Here is a 25748-nt window from a genome sequence, read left to right as displayed (position 1 = left end):
CTCCTGATTTAAATGATATCGAACATGATTTTAGTGCATTAAAGAGGGCAAGAATGTATGCTCCTGTGGGGACACCCCTTGATGAAATTATTCGTACTTATTGTGTCGCCTAGTGTCTCGTTCTTATTTGAAATAACTATAGAAGCAATAAGACTCGCTTCCACAATTAAACTGGCTAATTCTAAAGATTCTCGCAAAGCCGCCGCGAGGAGGGGTTGTAGGGTGCTTTCCACTGGTTCATCAGGGAGGACAAAATCCGCTGGCAATTTCTCCCAGGTAATGGGGGGTAAAGTATCAGAGATGCGAGGTGCTAATGGGATTGTCATTTAGGCTCTCGTGTGATGGTGGTTATGGCGGTTTAGCTTGTTATAAGAGCAAATGAGTATTGCCATTGGCAGGATAGCACATAATTTGTAACCGTTCAGGGGGGGGGTATATCAAGCAGCCAGTGGCATTGACTAGGTTAAACGCACCTTATTTGGTAATTACTGGAAAAACTAGGGTTGTCATTGTAGCACGGTGTTATGATTGAGCGGTGACTAATCGAGCCAGATTGCCACCGGAAAATCTTTTAATACAGTTATCCCTTGACTATTTGATTAATGATGAACAATCAACAAAATGGGGCTTTAAAAACCCAAAGTCAAGCAAATCTGCCAGTTTTTGCCCAACCGGCTTTTATCCCCTCCCCGACGCAGGAAGAAGAGGAACTGAACCTGCGTCAATTCTTTTCTGTCATCAAGCATCGCTGGTGGGTAATCGCTAGCATCACCCTAGGGGTGACGGGTGCGATCGCTGCTTATACTTTCTTAAAAACCCCTATCTATCAAGGTAAATTCCAGCTGCTCATCGGTCAACCCATTGAGGAAAATAAAAGTTCTTCCAGACTGGCAGCTCAAGATATTCTACCTCAGTTAGGTGGTGAAGACATCGATTATGATACCCAAATCGCCGTTTTAACCAGTCCTCAACTTCTTAACCCCATCCTTAGTAAAATAACCCCTAAGTATCCCGATTTTACCTACAGTGATTTAATTAGTGAAACTGGCAAATCTGATCTCGAAATTAGTCAATTAAAAGAGACGAAAGTTTTAGAAATTTCCTATCAAAATGAGGAACTGGAAAAAATTAAGTTGGTTTTAGACAATTTAGCTCGTCATTACCTAAACTATAGTTCTCAGGAACGCAAGACCGAAATTAATCAAGGCTTAGATTTTGTTAACGCTCAATTGCCTGTGCTGCGGGAACGAGTTAATTCTCTACAAAAACAAATGCAGCAATTCCGGCAGCAATACAATTTCCTCGATCCCGATAAAGAGGCGACTCGTTTATCACAACAGTTAACCAATACTGAACAAGATTATCGGGCAGCCCAAGTTGCCCTTAACGAAATTAACTCTCGCTATCAAGCTTTACAGCAACAGGTGGGATTAGCCCCTAATCAAGCAATTATCGCTACTTATCTCAGTGAATCTCCCGGTTATCAAGATTTGCTCAAGCAGCTGCAGGAAGTAGAAGTGGAATTGGCGAAACAATCGGCAGTTTTCGGGAAAGATAGCCCGATAATTGCCACCCTAGAGGAAAAAAGAGCCAATTTACTGCCCCTACTGCAAAAAGAGGCCCAGAGAACTCTAGGAGAAAAACTGCCCCAGACAGTGGGTAATTCCCCGGCTTTGGTATCTCAGAGCGCTCTGCGGGTAGAATTAACCCAACAATTGGTGGAAGCCGCTAACAGTCTCCAAACCCTAGAAATTAAGGTAGAATCCCTTGCCCGGGCCCTCGAACAACAGAAAGACTCGGTCAAAAATCTTGCGGCTTTGGCCCGTCGTTATACGGATTTGCAGCGAGAATTGGAAATTGCCACCACCAGCCTTGACCGTTTTCTGGAGCAACAGCAAAAATTACAGCTACAGGTGGCACAACAGGTCGTGCCTTGGCAAATAATTTCCCCTCCAGAGGTAGGGGAAAACTCTGTTTCTCCTAAACCCGTGCGAAATCTGGCTTTAGGGGTTATCGGTGGTCTGTTACTAGGCCTAGGGGCGGCCTTTTTAGCTGAAAGATTAGACCCCGTTCACCACAGTGCAGATGAAATAAAAGAAGATACCAAACTACCCCTTTTGGGCGCAATTCCCTGGCAAAAAGACCTCGGTATGATCGAAAAAGTGATCACCGCGGCCCTACCTCAGTTAACAGTCGGCGATCGCAAAATTACTATCCCTAATACTACTGGGAAATCGGCCGACGAAAACCCCTCCTACTATAATTTCTCCCCCTTCTCGGAAGCTTTCCGCACTCTTAACACCAATATTCGCCTCCTCGGTTCCGATTCCCCCCTCAAGTCCCTCGTGATTAGTTCTGTATCACCGGGAGATGGTAAAACCACCATATCAATAAATATCGCTAAGGCTGCCGCTAGTATGGGAAAAAGAGTCTTACTGGTGGATGCCGACCTGCGACGACCCCAGGTTCACCTGCGACTTAATCTCGATAACGACCACGGCCTTAGTAATGTCATCGCCGAGAATCTCGATTGGAACGAGGCAATTCAATCCCTACCCCGCTACGAGAGTTTATCGATTCTTACCGCCGGTTCAATTCCCCCAGATCCAACCCGCTTGCTTTCTTCCCAGAGAATGCAGGAGATGATCTCGCAATTACAGCAAGAGCAAGCCTTCGATCTAATTATCTATGATCTACCACCGATCGCCGCTTTTGCCGATGGGAAAATTCTCGCCGCCATGGCCACCGGACTGATTCTCGTCACCAAACTGGGCAAAACCGATCGCTTTGTGCTTAAAAATCTGCTCGAAGATCTGAGATTATCTCACATTTCTGTGTTAGGTTTAGTGGCTAATAATGTTAGTCGGAAAGACCACAATTATCGTTACTATGGCCATTACTACGGGAAGAGATAATTACAATAAAGATATATCCCCCCTTAATAAGGGGGGTTTCGATCCCCCCTTAATACCTCCTTAATAAGGGGGGTGTCTGATGGTTTTTAACACCTAACTACTTATTGATCGGTTATCAACTTTTAATTGATGTTAAATGCGGGTTTTAATCTGGTATCGCAATGATCTGCGGGTTCACGATCACGAGGCAATTTATCGAGCCATTCAAGAACAATTAGAGATAATTCCCTTTTATTGTTTTGATGAGCGTCAATTTGGTCTTACTTCCTACGGGTTTCCAAAAACTGGCAAGTTCCGAGCTAAATTTTTATTAGAAAGCGTAGCAGATTTGCGACAATCTCTGGAAAATTTAGGCGGTAATTTAATTATCCGACGGGGAAAACCAGAAGAACTTATCCCGCAATTAGTTCAAGAATTGCGGATAGCGAAGGTTTATTATCATCAAGAGGTAACAGCAGAGGAATTAGCGGTAGAAAAAGCTGTAAATAATGCTTTATCAAGGGTTCCCGTGCAGATAAAAACTTTTTGGACAGCCACTTTATACCATCCTGATGACTTACCTTTTACCCTTAATCACCTGCCGGAATTATTTACTAATTTTCGTAAACAAGTAGAACGTCATTGGCAAATAAGAACAACTTATCCCACGCCGAAAAAGTTGACAAAATTACCTAAAATAGATTTGGGAAACCTTCCTAGTTTAAACGATTTAGGCTTAACAGAACTAATTCTAGACCGAGGAGGTGTTTTGTCGTTTCAAGGGGGTGAAATGGCAGGAAAATCACGGGTTAAAGAATATATTTGGGATAGTGATTCCTTAAAAACCTATAAAGAAACCCGCAATGAAATGTTAGGGACTAATTATTCCTCAAAATTCTCAGCTTGGTTAAGTTTTGGCTGTCTTTCCCCCCGTTATATCTATGAGGAAGTACAAAAATATGAGCAAACAAGAGTAAAAAATGACTCTACCTATTGGCTGATTTTTGAATTATTATGGCGAGATTTTTTCCGATTTATTTGCAGTAAACACGGTAATAAAATCTTTTATAAATCTGGTTTGCAAGAACTTTATTTACCTTGGCTAGAAGATTGGGAAAGATTTAATCTCTGGTGTGAGGGAAAAACCGGTTATCCCCTTGTAGATGCTAATATGAGAGAATTAGCCGCTACAGGATTTATGTCAAATCGTGGCCGGCAAAATGTCGCTAGTTTTCTGACCAAAAATCTCGGTATTGATTGGTGTATGGGAGCAGAATGGTTCGAGTCATTATTAGTTGATTACGATGTCTGTAGTAATTGGGGTAATTGGAATTACACTGCTGGTGTTGGCAATGATGCACGAGGATTTCGTTATTTTAATATCCCTAAACAGTCGAGAGATTATGATCCCAAAGGTGATTATTTACGTCACTGGTTGCCCGAATTAGCCCTAATAAAAGGCGATAAAATTCACGAACCTTATAAATTATCTCCAGAGGAACAAAAGCGTTATGGGGTGATTTTAGGGGTTAATTATCCTCGTGCCATTGTCGATTTTTTTCAATCGATCAAACACAACGAAAAAATTTATCTTCAGCATTTCAGTAATCAGTAATCAGTAATCAGTAATCAGTGGACTTCTACCTAATATTATCTCAAGACTAAAATTTTGTCTAGACAAGCAACTTACCCAAATAAAAATGATTTTAATGTCCCCAGATTTTTTCAGTTAAATTGAATTAGCAACGACAGATATATATTTCAGTGCCGAACTACTAATTAGTACAAGTTATCAAAGCAAGCTCTGATTGGGTTATAATTTTTGCAGATGTCTAATCAACTGAAAACTCACATCTGATAACTGATAACTGATAACTGATAACTGATTAAGACATTTCTAACATTCTTTGAATCGGCAACAGTGCCTTAACTCTTAAATCTTCAGAAATAGTAATTTCTGGAGTTTTATCTCGCATACAGAGATACAATTTTTCGAGAGTGTTCAGTCTCATGTAGGGACACTCATTACAAGCACAGTTATTTAAAGCTGGTGCGGGTATAAATACTTTCTCTGGGGCGGATTTTTGCATCTGGTGAATAATCCCCGGTTCTGTGGCGACAATAAAGGTTTTTTCAGAACTTTTCAGAGAATAATTTAATAGTGCCGTCGTGGAACCAATATAATCGGCATGGCGTAAAACCGATGTTTCACACTCAGGATGGGCGATAATTTTTGCTTCTGGATGGGCAACTTTTAATTCTATTATCTTGCGTTCGGAAAAAGTTTCATGGACAATACAACTACCCTGCCAGAGAACTAAATCTCTACCAGTTTGCTGACTGACGTAACGGCCTAAATTGCGATCAGGAGCGAAGATAATCGGTTGATGGGCAGGGATTTGGTTAACTATTTTGACTGCGTTGGAACTGGTGCAGATAATATCACTCATGGCTTTAATTTCTGCACTGCAATTGATATAGGAAATCACGATATGATCGGGATATTGAGCTTTGAAACGAGCAAAATCTTGAGGATGACAACTATCAGCTAAAGAACATCCCGCATCTAAATCCGGCAGCAATACCAACTTATCTGGGTTTAAGATTTTAGCTGTTTCTGCCATGAAGTGAACCCCCGCAAATACGATCACATCTGCTGGCGTTCGGGCAGCCTGTTGGGATAAACCGAGAGAATCACCAATATAATCAGCTATATCCTGTATGTCAGAATTTTGATAGTAGTGAGCCAGAATAACGGCGTTTAATTCCCGTTTAAGCTCTTTAATTGCTGTAAATAGGTCATCAGGTAAGCTCGATCGATTTGCGGGTTGAACAGTTGTGAACACGGCGGCATTTATGGTTGTTTTTACCAAATACTAAATAGTCCCCTATATCATAGCAAATTTTTCTGAAGAGAGACCCCAAACAAAAAAAAGCTTGATGGAACAGCGATCAAACGACTGACAACCAAACCCCGATAATACCATTTTTCAAAAAGTAGGACTTACTTTTTGGAAAATGGTATCAGAGTTTATTGCTTTTGCACTGTCCCCCCTATCCTATCGAGAGATTCTTGGTCAAGGGTAAACCCTATTTTAGGGGTAATCACAATATCAGCTAAGAAAATTTCAGGCTTATTCCTATCAAATTTCTGGGGACACTTCGGCCGAACAAGATAAAATCAAGAAATCTTGGCAGGGTTCCGATTTGGTGCGCTCTCACTTGTATGCTCACGCTCTTTGCACTATTTGCCCGAATAAACCCGCTAAAACTGAGATTATCGCTAAAATCAAAGACTGTTGGTTAAATTCTGGAATTCACACCTATTTTACTCGAGTAGTTATTGGTCAACCTGGTCCGACGAGCGACACAAAAATCTGTCGGCAAACTTTAAGCAAATTCGATTTTACTTACCGTTTGTGGCTTAGTAAGGTTGAGAATTAGTGCGCTAATTTTAGAAGTAATAGAATGGGAGCAATCAGGGGAAGTAATTGACGTTATAATTAGCCATAGTTTTCTGTCAAAATTCTATTTTGTCTCTTTAAACCCTAATTAATCGGTTTTTAGAGCTAATTTTGACTCTTGGTCTAATCTGCCTGTCTTCCTTGCTGTGACTGGCTTATAAATTTTTGGAGATGTCTAATATCTTGTTGACAATTTTTCCTCTATATCCCAGTCCTGTAAGTGCTATTTTGGGTCATGCCTAACGGCTAAAACGAAGCTTGTATTTTTTCAGGAGCAAATGCTTTCTGTGTGCGATAAGATTTACTCGCAAATCATTTCTTTTCTCCTTTTAGTGCTGAAAATCATTACGAACCTGTACGCTATTTTCTTTGTTCTCAAAAAGCAGGTCATCCTCGCGCTTTTGGCAAATTTAAGACTATTGAGCCGGGAAATTAACCGATAATTAATAACTTGTTGGGGTGCGTTAATTTAAGCAGCAACACACCCTAACTTTGTATTAATGCAAGAAATGACGAATGCCTGTTAAGACCATAATTAAACCTAACTCATTAGCGGCATTAATCGAATCCTGATCTTTTAAAGAACCTCCTGGTTGAACAATTGCCTCGATGCCAAACTGGGCCGCCGTGCGAATAGAATCATCAAAAGGGAAAAAGCCATCACTAGCCAAATAGCCACCTTTGGCCGCTTCCCCTGCTTGTTCAAGGGCAATTTTCGTCGAACCAACGCGATTCATTTGCCCTGCACCAACGCCTAAAGTAGTTTGATTTTTTGTCACCACAATAGCATTAGATTTAACGTGCTTAGATACTTTCCAAGCAAACAGTAATTCCGCTAATTGTGCGGCAGTGGGTTGTTTTTCTGTCACCACGCGCCACTCCTCCGGGGTTTCTACCACATCATCGGCCGCTTGTACTAGAAAACCGCCAGCGATAACTTTTACTGTTTGTTTTTCTCCCGTGGTTAAGTCCGGCAGCAATAAAATCCGCACTTTTGACTTTTTAGCGAGTATATCCCGGGCTTGGGGGCTACAATCGGGGGCAACCACGCATTCTAGGAAGGTTTTCGTTAATTCTTTAGCGGTTGCTTCGTCTATGGCTTGATTTAGGGCAACAATACCCCCAAAAGCCGAGATAGCATCGGCATTAAAAGCTTTAGTATAAGCTTCCACTAAGCTACCACCGATCGCCACCCCACAGGGATTATTGTGTTTCAAGATAGCGGCGGCCGGTTTTTTACTGCCGAATTCGGCGATTAAACGGCGGGCTGCTTCCAAATCGACTAAATTGTTATAACTTAGTTCTTTTCCCTGTAATAAGGTCGCTTTTCCCCAACCGTGAGCCATTGTCCCGCTGCCGTACCAAGTGGCACTTTGGTGGGGATTTTCGCCGTAACGCAGGGTTTGTAGGGCATTTCCTGCCAAATGAAAGCGAGTCGTTTCCCCGTTTAAGCTGGCGAAATAGGCAGCGATCGCACCATCGTAGGCATTGGTTAAAGCGAAGGTTTCCCCCGCCATTTTTTGACGGAATTCCAGGGAAATTTCGCCGTTATTTTGCCGTAATTGGCTTAAATACTGCTCGTAATACTTCGGGTTACTGATGACAGTCAAATGGGCGAAATTTTTAGCCGAGGCGCGTAACATCGCCGGACCACCGATATCGATTTGTTCGATCGCCTGAGCGGTGGTAACTTCAGGATTAGCGATCGTCTGTTCAAAGGGATAGAGATTAACCACCACCAAATCAAAAGGACGAATTTGATTAGCCTCCATTTCCGCTAAATCTGACTGCCAATCCCGTCTAGCCAAAATACCGCCATGGATGCGAGGATGGAGAGTTTTCACCCTTCCGCCCAAGATTTCAGGAGAACCTGTGTATTCTCCCACTTTTATCACGGGAATCCCCGCCGCTTGGAGCGTTTTGGCGGTTCCTCCACTGCTAATAATTTCAAAATCAAACTCTTCTGTTAGCTGACGGGCAAAGTCAACTATTCCGGTTTTGTCAGTCACGCTGATCAGCGCTAAACGTCCCATAGTAGTGATCTATAAGCAACCATTTCAGTATATCTCAGTCCTAACCCGTTAAAAATTAAAAAAAAGTAGGTTAGTAAATAATCAGCTGCTTCTATATTTTCGTCTCTCAAATAGCAACTTATGCCAAGAAAAAAATTGCAACTCCTCCTGGAAAGATTTAGTCTGACTTGTTAAAAAATACAGGATTTTTCAGGGGGAACAAGTCCATCGAGATTGATGAAAATCTCTTGGCCACCGTTATCACTAAATGTTGTCAGATTACCATCATCTTTTCTTGTTCTTAAAATATTACCTAAGTACCTAAGCAAAATTAATTCCACAGATCTAACTACCTCTTGCCTCTTGCCTCTTGCCTCTTGCCTATCCTAACCAAGAAATTAATTTTGCACGACTACTTAATAACGTTTGTGATCAACTAATTGACTGAGAGTCACCACCTGATAACCTCGATCGTGTAATTTCGCTAATAAATTCTTCAGCACGATCGCCGTGTTTTCATCTCTTTCGGGAGACCCACCGTGAAGCACTAAAATCGCCCCGGGGAAAATAAATTGCGAGATATACCAAGTGGTAAATTGAGGGTGATTCGTTGCTTTTCCGGTATCTAAAGGGATCATGGAAGCGAGGGCAAATCGGGACTCGTAGCCGGGGAATTTCCCCAAAAACGAGCGCATAGATTGATTATAGAAGGCTTGACCGGGACGATACCAGCGCGGTGCAAGACCGGCAAGACGACTTAAAATATCGTTAGCTTCCCGAAACTGACTAGCAAAAGCGTCGGCAGCCAGTTGACTGGTACGCAGATCTTGGGTGCCGTGATTAGCGATTTCGTGACCTTGGGCGATGAGGCTCTCAATCAAGGTGGAGTTAGGTTGTAGGTGTCCCGTGATCAGAAAAAAAGTCGCCTTGACGGCAGTTGCCGGGCTGGCTTTTTCTCGATTATGAGCGGCGATCGCTGCTAAAATGCGATCAGTGGATTTTCCTTCCGGATCGTTGGGAGTGGGTAGATCATCGATAGTAAGGGCGATAATTTTCTCTCCTGTCGGTTGATAGAAAATTGCCCCGGTCAAAAGTCGAGCGACGATCGAGATAATTAATTTGGCAATGCTCATTTGGGGGGTTAAGGGATGAGAGGAGAAGCAAAGATTAGCGATTACAGGCCAAAGATGATTTCTTTAGGAGATATTTCTGCATTTTGTTGAGTTTCTGCATAAGCCCCAAAACTGAGTCTAGCGACTCCTGGTAAAAATAAGGTAGTGGCCACGGATGACAACTACCAAACCTGTGAGCCTTTTCAAGGTAAAAATTAGACATATCCGCCCTTAGATTGGCTGATCATGGCTATTTACCACTGGTTCGGGGCTATCCTCGCCAATCCAAGCCCTGACTAACTCGTAGCAGAGACCGAGCAGAACCGGCCCGACGAACAAACCGATAATCCCGTAGGCGATCACTCCCCCGAACACCCCCAGCAGAATCACCACCATGGGAATGGGCAAGCCGCGGCCCATTAAAATCGGCTTGAGGAAATTATCCACCAAGGTGGCGGGAATCATCCAGATTGTAAATAATAGGGCGGTGGAATAGGGTAGTGTTACCCAAGCGTGAATGAGCGCCCCCAAGACAATCAAACCAGGGCCAATTTGGAGAATGCCCAAAATTAGGGTGAGGAGAGTTAATAAACCGGCCGCAGGCGTTCCCACCGTTACTAAACCGATGCCGATCAAAAGACTCTGGATAATAGCAACGCCAATAATACCGCGGCTAACATTGCGGACGGTGGAGGCGGTAAGACTGGCCAGCGCGATTCCTCTACCCGGGGCGATCTTTTCCGCTAACCGGTTCATCAGGCGAGTCAGATTTTTAGCGGAGAGGGTGAGGGCTGCCGCAATCAGAATCGAGGCGATAAATTTCAGCACCGTCAGACCGGTACTGGTGGCCAGAGAAAGGGAGATTTTCCCCAGTTCTTTTAATTGTGGCTCGAAGCGTTGAAGAAATTGACCCGTGTTATCCGATGCCTGCTGCCAGAGACCGGCAATCCTTTCGCCAATCAGCGGCCAGGTGGCCACATCGGCGGGGGGAGGGGGAATCACCGCCGCACCAGTATCGATATATTCGGCCAGCGTTCGCAGATTACCCGCCAGAACCGCTGCAATGCCACTCACCGGACCGATAATAATCCCTAGACAAAGTAGGGTGAGGAGAACCGCGGCCAGTTTCGCCCGGCCAGCGAGCAGCTTTTTTAACCAGAGAAAGATCGGATACCAAGCGATCGCTAGAATTGCTCCCCAGAGGATCATGGTTAGGAAGGGACGCAGCAGGGTAAAACCGGCAAATAACAACAGGCCGAGAAAAAACAGCCGGATGACGAGATCGATAATTTTAGCGTCATTTTTCATCAATAGCGATCGCCTTTTGGCTAGATGAGGACATTTCTGCAATTATGGCAGTTTTTCGTTATCGGTAGTGATTCGCTGGTAGTGGTGAGCCGTTTTGCTGATCTGGTGGGGATTGTGTAGAATGTTTTCTGATCAAAATAACTGCCCGATAAATCTTTAAAACTGATTCTTTCAGGGTAAATCTCCTGAGAAATATCTTTTTTTGGTCAGTGCAATGCTTACTTGCCATCGTCTTGATCGAGTAAAATCGACTAATTTAATCTATTAACAAGGATGCAAGCAAATTTATTAGAAGTGCGGGGAGCCACCCGTCGATTTGGGGGATTAGTCGCCGTCGATGGGGTTTCCTTTCAGGTACAAAAAAACGAGATTTTTGGCTTAATTGGACCCAATGGGGCGGGAAAAACGACTTTATTTAATCTGATCACCGGTTTAATTCCCCTATCGAGTGGTGATTTAATTTATCAAGGCGACAGTCTGGCGAATTATCGTCCTCACCAGATCGCTCAGGCGGGAATTGCCCGTACTTTCCAGAATTTGCGCTTATTTGGCGAATTATCGGCTTTAGAAAATGTGGCGATCGCTGGTCACATTCACAATAGCTCCAATCTTTGGACGGGAATTTTGGGTTTACCAGTTTCGAGAAGGGAGGAAGAAAAAACCTATAAAAGAGCAGCGGAATTATTAGATTTAGTCGGATTAACCGACCAAAGCAATCGGAAAGCCTGTAATTTAGCCTATGGTGATCAAAGACGCTTGGAAATTGCCCGCGCTTTAGCTTTGCAACCCCAGTTATTACTGCTCGATGAACCGGCAGCCGGGATGAATCCCAGCGAAAAGGGGTCATTAAGTCAGCTAATTCGACAAATCCGCGATAATTTAGCTCTAACCGTCCTGTTAATCGAACATCATGTGCCTTTAGTGATGGGATTATGCGATCGCATTGCCGTGTTAGATTTCGGTAAGTTAATCGCTTTGGGAGAGCCAGCTACAGTCAGGGAGAATCCTGCGGTGATTGAAGCTTATTTAGGGGATGAATAAGGATTTTAGATAAATACTCTTCAGGTTAATGGGAGATAAGTAGGTAGGCGTTAAAAATTATCAGACACCACCCTTATCAAGGGGGGACTAAGGGTAGGGTTGATTCATGAATCAACCCTACTATGAATCAACCCTAGGACTGAGGGGGAATCGAACCTAAAATCCATTTTTAATTTAATTATAACCAGCTACTTAACAATGATTATTTAATTACCAGAGATAGTCAAAAAAAGAGTTAAAGTTTCTCCCGATCGATATTTTGTCATAAGTACGGACGCACGATTATTTGTAGGATGGGTTAGCGGTAGCGTAACCCATGCTAACTCATCCAGTCGCTTAATTCCTTTAATCTTGTTAGCGCGTAACAACTCTCGACGCACCTCATAATCAGCAATTTCTGGAAGAATAACCCTAATACCTGCTTTAATTAGTGTTTGTAGCCAACAATTACAAGCTAGACTTTCAGGCGCTCGCTTAGGATTAGTAATTAAACCGATAATTCCCGTATCTAATAAAATTACTCTATTCACCAAGTTACTCCCTTTAAGTGAGCCGGAAATAAAGGACGCTCAGATAAACGATCTTGATCGAGTGCTTCGATTAAATATTCACCGGTTTCTTGTTGTTCCTGTTCATCTTCTTCATCAATCCAAGATTGAAGTAAATTAACCAGTTTGGTCTGTTTTTCTTGTTCTAAAATAGTATCTTTAAGTAGCTTGAGGACATAATCTTCTAGAGAAAGACCTTTCTCCGTCGCTTTTTGGCTGAGATATTGTTCGATTTCCGATGTTAAATTAAGAGTTAGTGGCATGGGCTTGACTTGAATCAATTTATCGTGTCTTTAACTATTATAAACAAAAAAGCGATCGCCCTCTACAAATATAGCGCAATCGCCCCTAATTTAAGACTTCAATTGTTGCTCGATTTGCCAGTTTTCTATTAAACACTAACTAGCAAAGTCAAATACTGGTGTTTCAATTACCCGTTTTGGTCGCTTATTTTCCCAGATAATTTCCTGCAAGCGTTCGACAGTTTCTGGTGCAAAAAAACGCTCTCCTGTTTCTACACAGACTCTAGCGGGGACATTTTCTATAATAAAAAAATTGCCATTGATTTCAAGGGTATAGGTAACTTCTTGTTCAATTAAGGTTTCTGGTCTAGAATTAGTTGACATCTGGTGTTCTCCTTGATTTAAAATCAATCCATAAATTTGGGTCGGGTTCATATAGGGTAATAATTTTGAGCAAAGGGCGATAGGGATAGCTACAATGAATGTGTAAGGCTCTATTAATTAGAGTAAATCCCAAAAGTAAACAGCTTGCGCCATACTTATCAGCTGGATAATCTTCAATAATTTCGCTTTGTTCCATCGCCTCCCGTAATTCTTGAACACTGATCTGACGCAGGATACTTTGATTGACAGCGTGTTGAGAAAATTCCAATTGGTTTTGTCTAACTTTTTGACGAATTTCCTCAATCATTTCAGTGATAGCCGCCTTTAATTTGATCGTAAATATCCGTCGCTGTCATTTCACCAAATAACTGATCTTTAATTTCTAAATAATTTAGAGGTTGGGATGATGTTTCTCTTAGAAAGAAGGCCGCTTTAGCAATTCCCAATCTTTCTACGAGAGCTTTAACTCCCTCTTTTCTAATTTCCTCAATCTCAGGAATCGTCAAATCTGTTGGAACTTTCATAGTAATTTTTCTCAATTCAAGCGTTGAAAATAATGGCGACAAACTCCACAGGAGTTTTAACAGCAAGAGTGCCACTGTATTTTTTAATCATTCGATCGTCGCAGGTAATGAAGTAGTCTGCTTCTATAGCTTCGGCACAAGCAATATGCAAAGCATCTACTCCTTTAATTTTAGCAGAGGTTTCGATTTGCTGCGATCTTGCTAAGACCTCTTCCGTAATCAGTTGAAAGTGCCTAGCTTGTTGCAGGACTAGCTCGACAAAAGTGCGGCGGTCGCTGTAAGGATTTCGCTGGGTTTCATATACTAGCGCATCAGAAGAGACAATTTCTATTGCTTCATTCTCCACCAGCAGGAAAATTAATTGCATCGAGATTGACTCCAAATAGATTCTGGCTTGAGTCTGATCGTCAAAGATTCGGTTGAGAACACTCGTATCAAGATAGACTTTCAATTTTACTTTAGTCATTCACACTTCTACTATTATAACCCAAAAAAGCGATCGCACTTTATCAATATAGTGCGATCGCTGCTAATTTAAAGCTAGATTGACCAGTTTTTTATTTTAATTTGCGCTTCAAGGCTGCACCCGCACCAAGAACACCAATGGCGAGTAAACCTAAGACTGAAGCAGGTTCGGGAACTTTTTGACTTTCAGCATAAGCCAGCACGTTGGGGGCATAAATTTGATTGAAGTTGTCTCGCGGCGGATTTGGTCCATTTCCCGCTAGGTAATAATCTAGAGGGATAGTCGCATAGTAAACAAATCCACTACCTAAACCATAGGAAAAGGCCGCTATTTGATTGGCATTGCCATCAATCTGCAAAATTGGAGTTGATCCTGCTGGTAAGGTGTTAAGCAGGGCAAATCCATGAGTTGAGGAATCTCCGCCATCCAGTGATGTGTTTGTAATTGTCCCAAAAGGCCCGCTGGTAACTAAAGTAGTTCCCGGTGGGACGACATCAATATCACTAGATATAGTGAAGTCCCGATCGAGTAGAGTAGTAGGAGCACCTACGAGCAAAGGATTTGACTGAGGATCCCCGATATTATTAGTTACAAATCGATCATGAACGATGAATTTACCACCTCCTTGTACCCAGGTTTGGATATCTCCCAGCCGCCCCAAAAGACCAGCCGAGATTCCACCATTGGACGACTCATTGACCATGAGCGCATCAACAGTGGATAGATTAAAAGTAGTAATATCCAAGATTTGGACGGGAGTGTATCCAGCTTGCGTAATCGGTGCAGCAGGAGCGGTGGTTGTTTGGTTAAAATCAGTGAAGTAACCGACAGTGAAAGCAAAGGCGCTCTGACTGCCTAACAGAAGTCCAAAAGTGATGGCTGAAGCATTAGCCCCTAGCTTGGCGAGATGATTGATAGTTGAAGTTTTCATGTTCAGAAAGTTTCCTCAAAACAAATAAACAAACAAATGTTCTGAATGCCCTTTAAAGGAGAAAACCTCGAATTAAGCGAGATTGGCAAGGGAGAAAGATTGATTTTTCCAAAATTGCCAATCACTAAATTTTAAGCTAGTTCCTCAATGACAAGACAGAGCCACAACTGGATTTTACCCCCCCCCGATTTTGTCAAGTGTAAACCAACACAAATTTACAAAAATTTATAATTATTGTTACCCTTGAGAGTAGGGTAGTAAATCTCAATTTGGTCGAAATATCTATATTACAGGGCGCACGCAGTTCGATAAACTCACTGACCACAGTGCGCCCCTACTATTGGCGCAATAATATTATTGTAGGGGCGAATTGCATTCGCCCTCTTTGATCCCCCCTTAATCCAAGGAGGGTATCTGACAATTTTTAACCCCTACCTAATTAACAGCTAATCCCTAATCTCTCAATAACAGATATTCGCAAATCTCAAAAAAGTTATCCCAAGGAATATAGGGTTGATTTTCCGCTTGCAGATAATCGATTAAACGATCCCTAGCAAAAACTAGATCAGCCCTTCTAGCCATGGTAATATCGGTGACAGAATCACCGATCGCAATAGTTTCTACTCCCGAATATTTGGCCATAATCAAGGCTTTAGCCACTAATTCCGTCTCATTTTCCCAATCGGAGTGAACTTGCAGATATTCCCCTTGAGTATGAAGATTGACCCCATAAATTGCCGTCACCTTATCTAATAGTCCCTCCCGTTTTAAGACCGTTTCAATCATGCCTTGGAGACCACCGGAGATAATAATAAAAGGGATGGATTGCTCCTGTAAAAAAGCGAGGAATTCGGCTAATCCGGGGCGAATTGGCTTGCTTTCGGCATAGGCGAGAATATCGGCGTATTTTTGGCTCGGTATCGACTCTAGCAGTTGACGGACACCCCGGCGCAGAGTCAGAGTGCGAGCGTACATTTGGGGCATAATTTGGGCCGATAAATCGGGGGCGAATTCTTTGAGCATACCCGCAAAAGTTTCCACGGCGGTGATAGTGCCATCAAAGTCACAGAAAACAATTTTACTCATGGGGTGACAAAATATCTGAAATTGGATATAATCGAAGGTTATGATTAATTTTACAGAGATTATCCGACTCTAGAGCTTCAACCCCCATGAAATCCTATCTCGCCGCCGCCATTCAAATGACCAGTCAGCCGGATTTAGAGAAAAATCTCGCTGCCGCTGAAGAATTGATCGAACTTGCCGTGGGTAAAGGGGCGGAATTAATCGGTTTACCAGAAAATTTCGCCTTTATGGGGGCAGAAACCGATAAAATCGCCCAGTCCGAGACTATTGCTCTCAAAGCCGATAAATTCCTCCGCACCATGGCCCAACGGTTTCAAGTGACCATTTTAGGGGGTGGTTTTCCCGTGCCGGTGACGGGTATTCCCGATAAGGCTTATAATACGGCTATTTTAGTCGATGGCAACGGTGCGGAATTAGCCCGTTATCAAAAAGTCCATCTCTTTGATGTCAATGTCCCGGATGGTAACACCTATCAGGAATCGAGTACAGTCATGGCAGGAATCGATTTACCGCCGATTTATGGCTCCGATAGCTTGGGCAAAATTGGCCTCTCGATTTGCTATGATGTGCGTTTTCCCGAACTCTATCGCTATTTATCGCAGCAAGGAGCCGATGTTTTATTTGTACCTGCGGCGTTTACAGCTTTTACAGGGAAAGATCATTGGAAAGTTTTGTTACAAGCGCGAGCGATCGAGAATACTTGTTATATAATAGCTCCTGCTCAAACGGGCAATAATTATGAACGCCGTTACACCCACGGTCACGCTATGATTATCGATCCTTGGGGTGTGGTTTTAGCCGATGCGGGGGAAGAAGCGGGAGTGGCAATTGCCGAAATTAATCCCCAACGTCTGCAACAGGTGCGACGACAAATGCCTTCTCTGCAGCATCGTGTTTTTGTTTAAAATTCGCTCAGAAAATTAGTTCCCAGGGACGGTTATCAATAGGGAACAGAGCCTCACTTCTGTGTTCTTCAACCACTTAAGTAGGTGGGCGTTAAAAATTATCAGATGCCCCCCTTATTAAGGGGGGATTAAGGGGGGATCGGCACCCCCCTTATCAAGGGTAGATCCCCCCGCCTATCGGCACCCCCCTTATCAAGGGGGGCAGGGGGGATCGAACCTAAAATCCATTTTTAATTTAATTATAACCAACCACTTATAATAACTTTTTAGCAAAATTGATCGCCTCCTGAAAAACTGTAACTTTGCCCTCAATTTGGGCAATTTGTACCTCGGTTAATAACTTACCGATAATCGGACTGGGTTTCAGGTGTAAATGGTTAATTAAATCATCGCCCCTTAATAAAGGTCGGGGATGGGCGATAATATTATCGGGATCGAGATAGGAAGTCAACAGAGAAGCGACGATATTTTTGTTAATCCCCATCGATAAAGCAAAAAGGGCAAAGATAGGAAATACTTTTCCCGTATTTAGATAAATAAAATACTGTTCCCGCAGACTTAAATTATCTGGCTCCTTGAGAGGAGGTAAACACTTAATCACCGTGATTACCGTGCGAATTTCCCCACGGGAATACTTGAGATCGATTAACTCTTTTTCCGCTTCTGCCAAAATATCCGATACCAATAGGGCCAATTTTGTCAACTGTAACTGAGAAGGGGAAAAGATAAAGTTTTCCGGTAACAAAGATTCTAAAAATCCCGCTGCCGCTTCCACCCCCATAACTCGCTCCATTTTTGCGGGGGTAATCCGACGCAACCAGAGAGATAATAAGCCATCTTCCCAGGCACTTTTTAGCCATTTATTGCCACGGGAATTGAGCAAAAGGTAATTCAACTCGGATTGTACCCTTTCGGCGGCTACACGGTGCAATAAAGGGGCAAGAGAACGAATAGTTGCACGGGTATGGGGTTCGATCTCAAAGTCCAATTGAGCCGCTTGTCGATAGGCCCTTAATAATCTTAGGGGATCATCCTGAAGATTTTCGGGGGAAATCATCCGCAGGGATTGGCAGCCTAAATCTTTTAATCCCCCTAAAGGATCGAAAATTTCTTGGGTGTGGAGATTATAAGCGAGAGCATTAACGGTGAAATCCCGTCTTTTTAGGTCTATTTCTAGAGATTCTCCCTCCTGTTGTGCGAAATCAAGAGTACCCTGGGGAAAAACGACGCGAGCAATTTGACGAACGGCATCTAAAACCACAAAACCGGCTTTATAATGATGGGCAATAGTTTGAGCAATTTCGATCGCTTTTTCGGGAACCACAAAATCTAGGTCAATATAGTCTTTCTGACGGTTTAATAAAGCGTCTCGCACAGCACCACCGACTAAATAAGCATTTTCTGGCAATTCTTGCTGATTAATCGCAAAAACTTCTTTAACTAAACTATCTAGGTTTTTTTGACAAGACATCGAGAAGATAAATTTACAAAAATATAATTTTGACAGGCCCCATTTGGGGAGAGACTGAGCTAGATTAGCGGAAAAGACTTATAGAGTTAAACCTATGTGTATTTGTATTAACTGCTATTTTGTTGATCGCTGTCTCACCTATCATGCCGTAGAAACACAACATCAGGAACGTCATCTCACCGAGACACCGGACTTTGAAGCGAAGAACCCTTCTATTAACGTTAACATTCGCACCAAAGAAGATTATATCGAAATGGAGTGGGATGTGGTGGGTTGTGAAAGCTTTTTGCGCGAAACCGGTAAATGGTCTAGTTTGCGGCCAGGTGAACCAATTCCCACCTAAAACACCTGAACTACCCATACATATATACTACAAGAGCCGAAAGTTAATCCACAAATATGTCTTGGACAGCCAACGATTCGAGGAATGCGTAATTTAAGAGCGAGGTATTTATGGATAAAGAAGAAGAACTACTTGAACAATGGCGAGAATTGACCCCGGAAAAGCAACAAAAAGTTTGGCAATTTGTTCAAATACTTAAATCTGAGTCACAAACAACACCAGAAGCTAAATTTATTCCCCAAACACCATTAAGCAAAAAGTTATGGGAAATCCGACATCGGGCGATCGCAGCTGGATTGCAACTGCTCAATGAAGAGGAAATAGAACAAGAACTTGCTGCACGTCGAGGAGGGTGCAGTGAGTCATGAAATTGCTGGCACTTACGGTTTAGCGGCGATGGATGCACTTCATGTTGCTGCTGCGCTGCAAATTCAAGCTGATGAACTAATCACCACCGAAAAGCCAACCAAACCAATGCACCGAGTCAGGGAAATTCAGATTGTTTCAATCTAATGTAAGGCTTTGGAGTAATCTAAGAGTAAGGAGACCAGGGACCGATGACGGTTTCTCCTCGCTTCTCTTTTTCTGCTAATTCCAGGTTTAAGGTTAATAGTTTCTCTAAGATGTCGTCGTCAGCTTGGAAGTGATAGACCTCCATCACTAGCTTGTCTAATTTCTGATGGATTTGATACAGTTGGCTACTGGGTTCGTTAAAGAATTGGTTATATAGTTTAGTGATTCCCCATTGTTTTTTATCCATCTGTTGACTACGATATTCGTGTAATTCCCCGGCGGTTTGACGGATTTTTTCGACAAGTTCCTGTGAAGGTGTCTGGGGAAAAGGGAAGGTTTCAAAACAGGTTGTATTGGTGTAGCGAGTATCGCCTTTGAGAGTTGAACTTTGAGCTTTTACCCATAGGCGATGTATTTTTGAGTTGAGAATTCCCAGAATATAGAAATCATCGGAGGCTATCACCATATTTGCTTCACAGGGAAGTATGGACACATCAACTGGAGTAAAAATAACCTGCTTTGATATTTTAGGAACTGCAAAATAAAGACTTAACCCCTCTATTGCATTTCTCATCGCTGGACTGTAGCGACGAAACCTCCACCAATATTTTTTATTTAAACTACTTCTATTTACATCTCTCTCTGGTTTGACTTTTTCTTGTACAAGCTTAAATGGTTGTTCATATTCTGAAGCTTCTTCTAAAGACATATCACCAAAATCAATAACCCAACTTAATTCTTCAAAAGGATGAATTAAATTTCGTCCATCCATCATTGGCTTCAATACATTTTTGTTTTTAGGATTAAAATCAATCCATTTTTTTGCAACTTGCTCAGATATTATAAATCCTTTACCACCCAATGCACATCCTTCAAAAGAGAAATTATTATTGACTTTTATTTTTTCAGCATTATCTACTGATATTTCAGATTTCAATGCAGTATTTAATAAATTAACTGACAAATTATCTAGAAATAATTCTTTTGGTCTTTCTTTACTCCAATTAACAATACTAACATGAACATTAGCTTCACCAGACCAAGGCTGAGTTGAAATCGCTTCATGTATAAATCCACCTTGCTTAACCACATAATCTAAGCTTGCTTTTCTCCCAGAAACTTGTGATATTGAATTAGTACCAACTAAACCGGCTCTTCCTAATTCTCCAAGATTTTCCGCAGCTTTTCTAAACCAAAAAACACAAAAATCAGGTTGTCCTTGAACATCAGGAAATTTTTGATAAATTTTTTCTGCATACTCATCTCCTAGTTCTGTCCTTAACTTTTTCCCTCCCAAAAATGGAGGATTACCGATAATTGCGTCCGCTTTTTGCCAATCCGTAAACAAAGCATCAGCACAGATAATATTACTATCCAAAGTATCCAAAGGTAAAGAAGCTTCCGTCAAATTAAACCTATCAATCGCCACCTTTCTGGCAATCATTAAAGTCACCCGCGCCAACTCTACAGCAAAAGGATTAATATCCATTCCATAAAACTGTTTAGGCGTAACAAAACTAATCTGTAATTGGTCACTAGCAGAACGACGACGGTTAGCAATCTTTTCAATTAATAACTGTTCAATGCGCTTTAATTCTTGATAGGCGACATAGAGAAAATTACCCGAACCGCAAGCCGGATCTAATACCTTATACTGCTGTAATTCTAACTGAAGTGTATTTAACTCGCCAATCGTCCCAGCTTGCTCAATTTTCTCCTCCCAGTAACGGCTAATAGTTGGGCGAACAATTTTCATAATATCCGCTTCTGAAGTAAAGTGCATCCCGTAAGTATGACGCTCTTCAGCATTAGCTGTCCCCTCAAAAATATTACCAAAAATTGCTGGACGGATCTTACTCCAATCCTGACGCGCCGCCACATCGAGAAACCTTAATTCTTCATTAGTTAATTGAATTGGATGAATTATACTAAACAGTCCCCCATTAAAATAATCCACTCCCTGATACTTGCCAGTGGGGGTAATTCCGGGTTGGTTCATCTGTTGAAATAATCCCCCCAAGACATCATAGGAATTGCCACCATTTAGACATTCTTGTACACAAGAAATAAATAAATCTCTCGGTAATAATCCTCGATCCTCAGCAAACATTGCTAATACACACTGCAAAATAAATCGCTGGGCCGTCAACTCATCAAAACCGCTTTTATGACCGCGTTTTTTTAACAGTTGAAACAACTCACCCATCCGCCGCGCGGCCGTTTCTGTAATCTCGACTTGATTATTCTGAAAAATAGGGGTACGATTCCCTACTTCCATAAAATTGAAGGCACTGACCCGATTTTTCAAATCGTTGAGATTTACTCGATCTACCGGTTCATCTATTTGAAGATCAAAATCAAAAATCCAGAACTGATCAAAATTACATAATAAGACATAGCGAGGGCGATTAGGAACCAATCGACTCCAGTATTCAAAAGCTTGGGGATAGTGCTTACTTAAATCTTCTCCTCGCTTTTTCATTTCAATTAAAACACGAGGTTTCCAAACTAAATCAGCAAATCCTGTTTTACCTTTCTTGCTACCTTTAGTAATCGCCTCCTCATAGGTTGCACCCGCTTCTAACGCACCTTTATGACCAAAAGCTCGAAAGAAACGGTCTAGGAAAATCTGAGCTTCTTTCCTTTCTTTGCCAGTAATGTGCTGTTGACAAAAATCAATAAATTCCTGTAAGCTTTCAAGAGTAGTAGTCATCTTTTGCCTTTCCATTGGAGTAGGGTGGGCGTTGTAGTGCGATCACCATCTTACACAATAATTCATCATTCATAATTCCCCCCTCCCTTCTCCCATTTCCCTTCTCCTGTCTCCTCAGCTTAACGGGTTACTCCATCCACCACCGGACGGATATCGCTGCCCTCAAAATAGCCGGGGTTGCCTGTCCAGTTGAAATCCGACACGCGGATGTTGAGTATTCCCAACTGCAGCACTGGGTTATAGCGCAAAATTAAACTATAGGTGCGACGACTCCATTCGAGAAAATATTCTGTACTGATTTCCTTAGCTTGATCGATACTATAAATGCTCTGAAAACCCACACGGATCGGACCATATACCTGTTGAGTTATACCATAGGACATTGTTTGTTGATCAACAAAGCGATCAAAGAAAAAGGGTGATTGTCCGTTAACTAAACCCTGACTAAAACTAATATTAAACCCGGTATAGTCGAAAAAATTGCGGGAAAAACGCCCAAACTGCCCTAATAATCCCACGGTTCCCGTGACGGAATTTTGCGTCTCTCCATTAGTGTAATAACTGGTGACACCGGTGACACCAGTGACAAGAGCAATATAGGGTTGAACGGGAAGAGGAGAAAATCTTAAACCTTGGTCGGGAGTCGGTGGTAAAGTAAGGGCAGACCAGAGTAAAAAACTGCGATTGAGGGAGACAGCACCCTGAAAACGGCTTAAATTAGTAACATTATCCGTTGCATTGGCCGCTAAGAGATTACTGCGATCGGTGGGTGCGTTAATATTCTGAACAGAAGCTTGATAACTGAGTCTAATATCCGTATTCGGGATGACAATCACAGGTGAGGTCAAAATTGCCCCAAAACTGCTATTAACCGTCTGAAAACCCAAAGAACCGTTAAAGAGACGCTCGCGATAATTGTACTCCACATTGAGCAGATAGGGATCCTGCAACTGTCCGATCGTCTGTTGAAAGCGAATTTTAGAACGAACACTATTTTCGATCTGTTCCAAATCTAAATTAGAAAAAGAAGCTGTCGCTTGCAAAAACGAGCGCTCACCAAAATTAGTGGCAAAATTGCCCAATAAACCAAAAGCTTTCGGACTAAGGGGCGAAACTTCCCCACCTCCGGGGTTAGCTGAGGGAAAAGCATCGGGATTAAGGACTTTTTGAATTAAATATTGCGGTGTCAACTCAAAAATAGTCTTCGGTGTCTCCACTAAAGTTAGGGGACTTTCTACGAAAAATCCGCCCCGATCCTCCCCATCATAGCCCGGGGCAATTAAAAAAGGACGACGACGACGGCGATCGAACGTAAGACTATTAATAAAAGTGGGTGCCACTACCCGTTGATCGAAAACCAACTGGGAATTACTCATCCGCAACTCATCGGTAAAGGGGCCGGTACTGCGAAAAGTGGCGGAATTGGCCCGAACTTCCAACTCAGGGGGGGAAAAAGGGTCATTAGTCAGACGCACATTAGTGGCATTCCACACCTTACCATCAAAATTCAAGCGCTCGGCCTGAAAACGGACACGATTAATCGTTCCCCCCGATGGACTACTAATATTCTGTCGATCGCGCCGACTGGGATCCTGTCCCCCGACGACAAATTGAAAACCCTCTCCCGTAGTGATTCTCTGCAAGGGTTGATTTAATGCCAAACGATCGGTTAGGGTTGCAAAAGAACTACCGGCCCCCACATCCGTGGGCAGCGTTTGCCCTAAATCCCTAGCGGTGCTGGGTTGAAAAATCTCCCCATTAGCATTAAATACCACACCGCTATCCTGGACGAAATAATATTCAAAGCGATCGCCGCGCAGGATTTGATCTCCCCGGGTTAGGATCACCTGGCCCTCCGCTACCGCTAACTTTTCGGGAAGATTAATCTGTAAGCGATCGGCCGTTAGTACACTTTGGGCAAAACGCAGGGTGACATTACCTCTAGCGGTGATAATCTGCCGATTTTGGTCAAATTCCTGCTCATCGGCCACTAATTCTAGGGGTCTTTCCCCTTCTGGATTAGCGGCCTGATCTAGGCTGTTATTGAGGGAAATCAAGTATTCTTGGCCGGTTTTTTCGCCTTTTTTCCGCACTAATAGCCGAGTTGAGCCATTTTTCTGGTTAAGAGCTTTTTGATTTAATCCTGAAACTATCTCGGTTTCGGGATGAATGGTGACACCAACGGCTGCGGGGGGTGGAGAATTCTGAACAGAAAGGGGTTTTCCTAAAGCTGCCGCGTCACCCGCACTGCTAGGTAAAGGTTCTAAGGGAATACCCTCATCGGGAACCAAGGGTTTTACCTCGACGGTTTCCGCAGGAGGAGTGACGGTGAGGGGAATAGAAACGCTCTCTTCTGAAGGCTTTTTTGCTTCTAGAGGTGCTGGGGTGACAGGGAGGGGAACTACAGACGTGGGACTATTTTCAGAAACTTGGCGCTCCTCCGTTTCGGGGTCGGCTACAGTATTAATTAGGGCAGGTGGTTCAACAGCTAAGAGAAAAAAAGACATGACTGCACGAGTCGGCGATCGAAATAGAGGACGAGCGAACCTCAATGATACTACCACGATCATTATTTCTAGGGAGACAGGGAAAGTTCGATAACTTGTTCCCTGTGTATCTACCCTAGAACCAGTTTGATAATTGTCTTCTACTCAAAGTCTTTGCGTCCGGGGTTACGGGTAGGATCGCCAGAAAGGAAGCCAAAGATAAAAAGTAAGACAAAGAAGGAAACAACGATATAAACGGCGATTTTTAGGGTTAACATTACTAAGACGTTCTCCTTAGACTAGATTAATGCAATAACAGGGTTAGCATACCTTGACCTACTTTACCCTATTTGAGTGATCCCTGAACAGAGAAAAGCGATCAATCTTCAGTTATCAGCCTACTGTTTACTGTTTACTGATCACTTAAAATACAACTAAATAGCCTATTTTTAGCCAATTTATGAATAATCTCGGTAAATTATATGTGGTGGGAACGCCGATCGGCAATTTAGACGATCTGACTTTCCGAGCCTTGGCAACTCTCAAAAAAGTCACTCTAATTGCTGCCGAAGATACCAGACACACGGGCAAATTATTGCAGCATTTTGATATTCTGACCCCTCAAATTAGTTACCATGAACATAATCGCCTTTCCCGTCTCGATCAGTTATTAAATATTCTCAGCCAAGGTCAGGATATCGCTTTGGTTACTGATGCGGGAATGCCGGGGATTTCTGACCCGGGTTATGAGTTAATTAAAGCTTGTATAGAAGCTCAGATCGAAGTGGTTCCCATCCCCGGAGTAACGGCGGTAATTACCGCTTTAGCGGTGTCGGGATTACCCACGGAAAGATTCTGTTTTGAAGGATTTCTTCCGGGTAAGGAAAAGCTGAAACAAGAGCGCTTAGAGGGTTTAAAAACCGAAACAAGAACGATGGTTTTTTATGAAGCACCTCACAAACTTATTAAGACTTTGGAGGATTTACGAGAAACTTTCGGACCCACGAGAAAGATAGTTTTAGGTCGGGAATTAACCAAGCTTTACGAAGAAATTTGGCGAGGAACTGTCGCCGAGGCGATTAATTTATATCGGGAGAATAAAACTCCTAAAGGGGAATTTACGCTCGTAGTTATGGGCAACAATCAGGCCGATAATATCCAATTATCCGATGAGGAATTAAAACGGGAATTAAAACAAATTATCGAAGGAGGAGTTAATCGATCGCAAGCCAGCAGACAATTAGCACAAGTTACTAATTTATCCCGCAGTCGTTTATACAAATTAGCCCTAGAAATTTGATGATT

General features: G+C 42.6%; 24 protein-coding genes and 2 pseudogenes. 9 read left to right on the top strand and 17 right to left on the bottom strand.

Going from position 1 to position 25748, the window contains the following annotated elements; genetic code table 11:
* Positions 1–113, top strand: a pseudogene (locus IM475_RS06990) (IS630 family transposase); the annotation flags it as partial.
* On the opposite strand, the pseudogene IM475_RS06985 reads toward IM475_RS06990, so the two are convergent.
* Positions 78–326, bottom strand: a pseudogene (locus tag IM475_RS06985) (hypothetical protein); the annotation flags it as partial. The pseudogenes IM475_RS06990 and IM475_RS06985 overlap by 36 nt on opposite strands.
* Before the next feature lie 276 nt (positions 327–602).
* Here IM475_RS06985 and IM475_RS06980 point away from each other — a divergent pair.
* Both IM475_RS06980 and IM475_RS06975 read left to right on the top strand, forming a co-directional pair.
* A complete protein-coding gene (locus tag IM475_RS06980; RefSeq protein WP_287727108.1) occupies positions 603–2915 on the top strand; it encodes a GumC family protein in 2313 nt (770 codons plus the stop codon).
* A 136-nt stretch (positions 2916–3051) separates the two neighbouring features.
* Entirely contained in the window at positions 3052–4509 is a 1458-nt protein-coding gene (locus tag IM475_RS06975) for a DASH family cryptochrome (protein WP_287658412.1), read from the top strand.
* A 271-nt stretch (positions 4510–4780) separates the two neighbouring features.
* Here the strand turns inward: IM475_RS06975 and nadA are convergent, their stop codons facing one another.
* The 4 genes from nadA to IM475_RS06955 all read right to left on the bottom strand — a co-directional run bounded on the left by nadA (position 4781) and on the right by IM475_RS06955 (position 10790).
* Positions 4781–5740 (bottom strand): quinolinate synthase NadA, encoded by a 960-nt coding sequence (nadA, locus tag IM475_RS06970; RefSeq protein ID WP_043998019.1) that lies wholly within the window; start codon positions 5738–5740, stop codon positions 4781–4783.
* 1115 nt (positions 5741–6855) lie between these two features.
* Positions 6856–8391 (bottom strand): bifunctional phosphoribosylaminoimidazolecarboxamide formyltransferase/IMP cyclohydrolase, encoded by a 1536-nt coding sequence (purH, locus tag IM475_RS06965; protein ID WP_287727107.1) that lies wholly within the window; start codon positions 8389–8391, stop codon positions 6856–6858.
* Between the two features lie 395 nt (positions 8392–8786).
* Positions 8787–9503: a polysaccharide deacetylase family protein gene (locus IM475_RS06960; RefSeq protein WP_287658408.1), complete on the bottom strand. Its 717-nt coding sequence runs from the start codon at positions 9501–9503 to the stop codon at positions 8787–8789.
* Between the two features lie 210 nt (positions 9504–9713).
* Positions 9714–10790 (bottom strand): AI-2E family transporter, encoded by a 1077-nt coding sequence (locus IM475_RS06955; RefSeq protein WP_287727106.1) that lies wholly within the window; start codon positions 10788–10790, stop codon positions 9714–9716.
* Positions 10791–11063: 273 nt separating this feature from the next.
* Between IM475_RS06955 and IM475_RS06950 the strand changes: the two genes are divergently transcribed.
* Positions 11064–11831 carry an ABC transporter ATP-binding protein gene (locus tag IM475_RS06950; protein ID WP_287727105.1) on the top strand — a complete coding sequence of 256 codons (768 nt, stop codon included), beginning with the start codon at positions 11064–11066 and terminating at the stop codon, positions 11829–11831.
* A 206-nt stretch (positions 11832–12037) separates the two neighbouring features.
* On the opposite strand, the gene IM475_RS06945 is transcribed toward IM475_RS06950, so the two are convergent.
* From IM475_RS06945 to IM475_RS06910, 8 genes are all read right to left on the bottom strand, one after another.
* The gene (locus tag IM475_RS06945) at positions 12038–12361 is read right to left on the bottom strand and encodes a hypothetical protein (protein WP_287727104.1); all 324 of its coding nucleotides are present in this window, start codon (positions 12359–12361) and stop codon (positions 12038–12040) included.
* Positions 12358–12642, bottom strand: coding sequence for a hypothetical protein (locus IM475_RS06940; protein WP_002803029.1), 285 nt, complete (start codon positions 12640–12642; stop codon positions 12358–12360). The genes IM475_RS06945 and IM475_RS06940 overlap by 4 nt, the downstream gene beginning before the upstream one ends.
* Before the next feature lie 135 nt (positions 12643–12777).
* Complete coding sequence (locus IM475_RS06935) at positions 12778–13056, bottom strand: YgiT-type zinc finger protein (protein ID WP_159293795.1); 279 nt, start codon at positions 13054–13056, stop codon at positions 12778–12780.
* Complete coding sequence (locus tag IM475_RS06930) at positions 12995–13312, bottom strand: DUF4258 domain-containing protein (protein ID WP_287727103.1); 318 nt, start codon at positions 13310–13312, stop codon at positions 12995–12997. The genes IM475_RS06935 and IM475_RS06930 overlap by 62 nt, the downstream gene beginning before the upstream one ends.
* 1 nt (position 13313) lies before the next feature.
* Complete coding sequence (locus IM475_RS06925; protein WP_287727102.1) at positions 13314–13529, bottom strand: hypothetical protein; 216 nt, start codon at positions 13527–13529, stop codon at positions 13314–13316.
* A gap of 16 nt (positions 13530–13545) precedes the next feature.
* Entirely contained in the window at positions 13546–13995 is a 450-nt protein-coding gene (locus tag IM475_RS06920) for a PIN domain-containing protein (RefSeq protein ID WP_002803031.1), read from the bottom strand.
* Positions 13996–14086: 91 nt separating this feature from the next.
* Positions 14087–14926: a PEP-CTERM sorting domain-containing protein gene (locus IM475_RS06915; RefSeq protein WP_287727101.1), complete on the bottom strand. Its 840-nt coding sequence runs from the start codon at positions 14924–14926 to the stop codon at positions 14087–14089.
* A 453-nt stretch (positions 14927–15379) separates the two neighbouring features.
* The gene (locus IM475_RS06910; protein ID WP_287727100.1) at positions 15380–16012 is read right to left on the bottom strand and encodes an HAD-IB family phosphatase; all 633 of its coding nucleotides are present in this window, start codon (positions 16010–16012) and stop codon (positions 15380–15382) included.
* Between the two features lie 86 nt (positions 16013–16098).
* Here IM475_RS06910 and IM475_RS06905 point away from each other — a divergent pair, with 86 nt between their 5' ends.
* The gene (locus IM475_RS06905) at positions 16099–16917 is read left to right on the top strand and encodes a carbon-nitrogen hydrolase family protein (protein ID WP_287727099.1); all 819 of its coding nucleotides are present in this window, start codon (positions 16099–16101) and stop codon (positions 16915–16917) included.
* A 253-nt stretch (positions 16918–17170) separates the two neighbouring features.
* Here IM475_RS06905 and IM475_RS06900 read toward each other — a convergent pair whose 3' ends face one another.
* Positions 17171–18388 carry a tRNA nucleotidyltransferase/poly(A) polymerase-related protein gene (locus IM475_RS06900; RefSeq protein WP_287727098.1) on the bottom strand — a complete coding sequence of 406 codons (1218 nt, stop codon included), beginning with the start codon at positions 18386–18388 and terminating at the stop codon, positions 17171–17173.
* A gap of 94 nt (positions 18389–18482) precedes the next feature.
* Between IM475_RS06900 and IM475_RS06895 the strand changes: the two genes are divergently transcribed.
* The 3 genes from IM475_RS06895 to IM475_RS06885 all read left to right on the top strand — a co-directional run bounded on the left by IM475_RS06895 (position 18483) and on the right by IM475_RS06885 (position 19244).
* On the top strand, positions 18483–18731 hold the full coding sequence (locus IM475_RS06895; protein ID WP_002760106.1) for a Ycf34 family protein: 249 nt from the start codon (positions 18483–18485) through the stop codon (positions 18729–18731).
* Between the two features lie 110 nt (positions 18732–18841).
* Entirely contained in the window at positions 18842–19099 is a 258-nt protein-coding gene (locus IM475_RS06890) for a hypothetical protein (protein ID WP_002793765.1), read from the top strand.
* Positions 19065–19244, top strand: coding sequence for a PIN domain-containing protein (locus IM475_RS06885; protein ID WP_002795919.1), 180 nt, complete (start codon positions 19065–19067; stop codon positions 19242–19244). The genes IM475_RS06890 and IM475_RS06885 overlap by 35 nt, the downstream gene beginning before the upstream one ends.
* Before the next feature lie 19 nt (positions 19245–19263).
* On the opposite strand, the gene IM475_RS06880 is transcribed toward IM475_RS06885, so the two are convergent.
* The 3 genes from IM475_RS06880 to IM475_RS06870 all read right to left on the bottom strand — a co-directional run bounded on the left by IM475_RS06880 (position 19264) and on the right by IM475_RS06870 (position 24721).
* Positions 19264–21957, bottom strand: a complete 2694-nt coding sequence (locus IM475_RS06880) for a DNA methyltransferase (RefSeq protein ID WP_287727097.1) — start codon at positions 21955–21957, stop codon at positions 19264–19266.
* A 119-nt stretch (positions 21958–22076) separates the two neighbouring features.
* Entirely contained in the window at positions 22077–24464 is a 2388-nt protein-coding gene (locus IM475_RS06875; protein ID WP_287727111.1) for a DUF3769 domain-containing protein, read from the bottom strand.
* 140 nt (positions 24465–24604) lie between these two features.
* Entirely contained in the window at positions 24605–24721 is a 117-nt protein-coding gene (locus tag IM475_RS06870) for a photosystem II reaction center protein I (protein WP_002732356.1), read from the bottom strand.
* 182 nt (positions 24722–24903) lie between these two features.
* Here IM475_RS06870 and rsmI point away from each other — a divergent pair, with 182 nt between their 5' ends.
* Positions 24904–25743 (top strand): 16S rRNA (cytidine(1402)-2'-O)-methyltransferase, encoded by an 840-nt coding sequence (gene rsmI, locus IM475_RS06865; protein ID WP_287727096.1) that lies wholly within the window; start codon positions 24904–24906, stop codon positions 25741–25743.
* Positions 25744–25748 lie beyond the last annotated feature (5 nt).

Source organism: Microcystis sp. M061S2 (genome assembly GCF_020245605.1).
Lineage (GTDB): Bacteria > Cyanobacteriota > Cyanobacteriia > Cyanobacteriales > Microcystaceae > Microcystis.
Note: the sequence above shows the minus strand (reverse complement) of the source record. Positions and strands in the feature narration are given on the sequence as shown.

Bases quoted from the DNA above. Each gene is read 5' to 3' on its own strand.
- IM475_RS06950 (WP_287727105.1), top strand. From the start codon at position 11,064: ATGCAAGCAAATTTATTAGAAGTGCGGGGAGCCACCCGTCGATTTGGG.
- IM475_RS06895 (WP_002760106.1), top strand. From the start codon at position 18,483: ATGTGTATTTGTATTAACTGCTATTTTGTTGATCGCTGTCTCACCTAT.
- IM475_RS06875 (WP_287727111.1), bottom strand. From the start codon at position 24,464: ATGTCTTTTTTTCTCTTAGCTGTTGAACCACCTGCCCTAATTAATACT.
- IM475_RS06880 (WP_287727097.1), bottom strand. From the start codon at position 21,957: ATGACTACTACTCTTGAAAGCTTACAGGAATTTATTGATTTTTGTCAA.
- IM475_RS06915 (WP_287727101.1), bottom strand. From the start codon at position 14,926: ATGAAAACTTCAACTATCAATCATCTCGCCAAGCTAGGGGCTAATGCT.
- IM475_RS06935 (WP_159293795.1), bottom strand. From the start codon at position 13,056: ATGAACCCGACCCAAATTTATGGATTGATTTTAAATCAAGGAGAACAC.
- IM475_RS06890 (WP_002793765.1), top strand. From the start codon at position 18,842: ATGGATAAAGAAGAAGAACTACTTGAACAATGGCGAGAATTGACCCCG.
- IM475_RS06905 (WP_287727099.1), top strand. From the start codon at position 16,099: ATGAAATCCTATCTCGCCGCCGCCATTCAAATGACCAGTCAGCCGGAT.
- IM475_RS06870 (WP_002732356.1), bottom strand. From the start codon at position 24,721: ATGTTAACCCTAAAAATCGCCGTTTATATCGTTGTTTCCTTCTTTGTC.
- IM475_RS06955 (WP_287727106.1), bottom strand. From the start codon at position 10,790: ATGAAAAATGACGCTAAAATTATCGATCTCGTCATCCGGCTGTTTTTT.
- IM475_RS06920 (WP_002803031.1), bottom strand. From the start codon at position 13,995: ATGACTAAAGTAAAATTGAAAGTCTATCTTGATACGAGTGTTCTCAAC.
- IM475_RS06960 (WP_287658408.1), bottom strand. From the start codon at position 9,503: ATGAGCATTGCCAAATTAATTATCTCGATCGTCGCTCGACTTTTGACC.
- IM475_RS06940 (WP_002803029.1), bottom strand. From the start codon at position 12,642: ATGCCACTAACTCTTAATTTAACATCGGAAATCGAACAATATCTCAGC.
- IM475_RS06930 (WP_287727103.1), bottom strand. From the start codon at position 13,312: ATGATTGAGGAAATTCGTCAAAAAGTTAGACAAAACCAATTGGAATTT.
- purH (WP_287727107.1), bottom strand. From the start codon at position 8,391: ATGGGACGTTTAGCGCTGATCAGCGTGACTGACAAAACCGGAATAGTT.
- IM475_RS06980 (WP_287727108.1), top strand. From the start codon at position 603: ATGATGAACAATCAACAAAATGGGGCTTTAAAAACCCAAAGTCAAGCA.
- IM475_RS06910 (WP_287727100.1), bottom strand. From the start codon at position 16,012: ATGAGTAAAATTGTTTTCTGTGACTTTGATGGCACTATCACCGCCGTG.
- rsmI (WP_287727096.1), top strand. From the start codon at position 24,904: ATGAATAATCTCGGTAAATTATATGTGGTGGGAACGCCGATCGGCAAT.
- IM475_RS06900 (WP_287727098.1), bottom strand. From the start codon at position 18,388: ATGTCTTGTCAAAAAAACCTAGATAGTTTAGTTAAAGAAGTTTTTGCG.
- IM475_RS06925 (WP_287727102.1), bottom strand. From the start codon at position 13,529: ATGAAAGTTCCAACAGATTTGACGATTCCTGAGATTGAGGAAATTAGA.
- IM475_RS06975 (WP_287658412.1), top strand. From the start codon at position 3,052: ATGCGGGTTTTAATCTGGTATCGCAATGATCTGCGGGTTCACGATCAC.